We start from the raw sequence: 3,295 nt of genomic DNA, 5'->3' as shown, positions 1-3,295 counted from the left end.
CCGCCCAGGGACCACTGGACCCCGACCCGGCCGTAGACGTAGGTGGCGATCGCGGCGATGCCGAAGGACACGGGCACGGACGTCCCCACCGCCAGCCGCAGGGGCAGCTGGGCGGCGAGCCCGACGATCGACCCGGGAACCACGAGGAGCGCGGTGAGGGTCAGCATGACCATCGCGATGTCGATGACCCGCCTCCGTCCTCGCGTTCGCGTTCAGTGCCGTTCGCGTCCGGCGTCAGTGACGGCGGACCCGCCCATTATGGTCCACCGGGCCGGCGCCGCTCATCGCGGCACGAGAACGCCCACGGGTCCACGGCCGATGCACAGCTGGGAGACCCCTCCCCCGGGCGTGATCGTCACCCCCGTCCCGGAACCCTCGACCCGGACGTACACCGTGGACAACCCGGCCGCCACGGGCGCTCGCACCTCCTCCCCCTCGTCCAGACGCACGGCGACCGTACCGTCGGCGTCCGACAGATGGTTGAGCTGGAGCACCCAGTCGCGGTGGAGCAGGGGGCCGTCTAGCCCGATGCGGGTGCCGCCGGCGTCGATGCGATGCCCGCAGTCGGCATCGGGCCCCTGCGGGATCGTGCGGCCCGGCACGACGTCGGCCGGGTGGATCCCCCCGGTCGCGTCCACCACGACGGGCTCGGTGGTCCACACCCCGATCGGCGGCAGCCCGGGCACCCCCGCGAGCACCGCGCCCAGCCGGTTCGCGGGCGCGGTGACCGGCAGGAGGACCTCTAGGGGCACGGCGGTCTCGAGCATCGGCGCCCGGCGGTCGCGCAGCGCATCGATCAGCGGGGGGAGGTAGTCGCGGGACGGCTGCTCGGACCAGACGTCGCGGTAGGTGACGGTGGAGTACGACGACGACGAGACCACCACCGCGACCAGCCCCGCCACCGCCCACGGTTCCCACCGGGCGGCGGCGGGCGCGGCGGTCCCCTGTCGGCGGGGCGCCGCGAGGGCCAGCCCCACCACCGCGGCCAGGACCACCACCGAGTCGGCGTGGTAGCGCAGCGTCTGGACGATCTCCGCGGCCGTGTCGGGCCCGAGGCGGCCCACCGCCACCAGGAGGACGGAGACCATCGGATAGCCCGCCGCGAGCACCCAGGCGGGTCCGGTGCGCCGCCTGGTCGTCACGGACCACGCCACCACCGCGACGCAGACCAGCGCGCCCGCCGTCACCGCGACCGCGGTCGGGTCGGTCATCGGCGGGCCCGGATGCCAGCGCTCCCACCGCCAGGGCCCGCCCGCGAGCGTCGGCCCCACCGCGAGCAGGTAGGTGTTGCGAACCAGTGCCCACAGGCCCGGGCCGGGGCCGCCGGAGTCGCTGGGGACCAGCCCCCCGCCGGCGCGGCCGACGGTCGCGGCGAACACCGCCGCCCACGCCGCCAGCACCACGGCCTGCGCCGCCCACATGGCCCGGGTCCGTCGCCACAGCGCGTGCAGGCCCGGACTCCCGCGTCCGACTGCGTCGTCGTCGGCTGCGGCTGCGGCTGCGGCTGCGGCGGATTCGTCGTGCTCACGTCCCGTCCACCACCGACACAGCAGCACCGCGGCGGCCACGACGGGGACCAGCACCGCCTTCTCCACGAAGAGCAACCCCATCGCGGTGGCCAGGACGGCGGCGACCGCGTGCCGGCGGCGGCCCGTCTCGGCAAGGCGGAGGGTCGACGCCACCGCCCAGGCCATCGCGGCCGTGAGGGGCAGGGCGTTGAGGGCCGCCGACCACCACGTGGCCGCGGGCAGCCCCAACGGGATCACCAGGGCCGCCAGCAGCGGGGCCAGCAGGATCGCGCGGCCCCGCAGGATCACCCACAGCATCCGGGCGAGCGCCGCGCCCGCGAGGAGCTGGAGCGCGGCCATCTGGAGCAGCGGCAGCCGGAAGTCCAGGGGCGCCGCGTGGGCGGCCGCCCAGACCAGCGCCATGCCGCCGGGCATGAGGTGGCCGTCGTGGTCGGTGAGCAGGTAGCCCGGGTCGGGCAGGCGATGTGCGGCGGCCTGACCGTGGAGCAGGAGATCGTCCCAGTAGAACCAGCCGGCGGCGGAGACCCACGTGCGCGCGGCCGTGGCCGCCACCACGACGAGCGCGCACAGCCCGACGAGCAGCCTCCCCGACGGCCCGCGCGGCGGGGTCCGGGCCGGGGTCCGGGCCGGGTCGGTGGCGGGCGTGGCGGGTTCTTCGGCGGCGGTCGGCATCGCGCGCCAGGCTAGTCGGGCCGCCCCGACTCACGCTGCCCCTCCGCCCGGGCTTACGCTGCCCCTCCGCCCTGCGCTGCCCCTGCGCCCGGGCTTACGCTGCCCCTCCGGCTTGCGATGGCCGAACGTACGCGATCGCCCCGCTTACGCTGGCCGCGTGGACCATAGGGCCAGCGCACCCGTGGGTGGTGAGGCCGGGAGGCGGCCCCGGGGATGTCCGAGGTGCTCGCTAGGGTGCGGCCATGACCTCCCGGACCACTCGTGCCGCACTGGCCACAGTCGCGGGCGTCCTCGTCCTGGCCGGCATCGGTCGCTGCGCGGGGTCCGAGGGCGGCGACGGCGCGGGGGGCACGATCGGACCTCCCTCGACCTCGGCGCTGGTCCCGGCCGGGCCGACCTCGTCGTCGTCGCCCCTGACGCCACCTCCGCCCGCGCCCGAACCGGTCCCGCCGGCGGAACCCGCGCCCGCACCCGCACCCGAGCCCGAGGCCGGGCCGTCGGCCGACCCGCAGGTCGCGGCCGCCCGCGCCGCGCTGCCCCGGCTCGAGGTCAAGGGCCGCGCGCCCAAGACCGGCTACGACCGCGACCTGTTCGGCCAGGCCTGGTCGGACGACGTGTCAGTGGAGTTCGGTCGCAACGGCTGCGACACCCGCAACGACATCCTGCGGCGCGACCTGCAGGAGATCACGCTCAAGCCGGGGACCCGGGACTGCGTGGTGCTCTCCGGGGTCCTGTACGGGCCCTACACCGGGGACCGGATCGAGTTCGTGCGCGGGCAGGGCACCTCGTCGCTGGTGCAGATCGACCACGTGGTGGCGCTGGCGGACGCGTGGCAGAAGGGCGCGCAGCAGATGACGGCGGAGCGGCGGCGGGATCTGGCCAACGACCCGCTCAACCTGCAGGCCGTGGCCGGCTGGGTCAACCAGCAGAAGGGCGCCGGCGACACCGCGACCTGGCTGCCGCCGCGCCGGGAGTCCCGCTGCGGCTACGTCTCGCGGCAGGTCCTGGTCAAGGAGCGCTACGGGCTGTGGGTGACGCCCGCTGAGCGCGATGCCATGGACAGGATCCTGGCCGGCTGCGGCTGACGTCGCCCG

General features: G+C 76.0%; 1 protein-coding gene and 1 pseudogene. One reads left to right on the top strand and one right to left on the bottom strand.

The genetic code is table 11. The features are described from left to right. Positions 1–281: 281 nt before the first annotated feature. Positions 282–2,201 (bottom strand): hypothetical protein, encoded by a 1,920-nt coding sequence (locus B4M60_RS01890; protein WP_291079753.1) that lies wholly within the window; start codon positions 2,199–2,201, stop codon positions 282–284. A 242-nt stretch (positions 2,202–2,443) separates the two neighbouring features. Here B4M60_RS01890 and B4M60_RS01885 point away from each other — a divergent pair. Then, positions 2,444–3,283, top strand: a pseudogene (locus tag B4M60_RS01885) (HNH endonuclease family protein); the annotation flags it as partial. Positions 3,284–3,295: the final 12 nt, after the last annotated feature.

This window comes from Dietzia sp. UBA5065 (genome assembly GCA_002415925.1).
Taxonomy (GTDB): domain Bacteria; phylum Actinomycetota; class Actinomycetes; order Mycobacteriales; family Mycobacteriaceae; genus Dietzia.
Note: the sequence above shows the minus strand (reverse complement) of the source record. Positions and strands in the feature narration are given on the sequence as shown.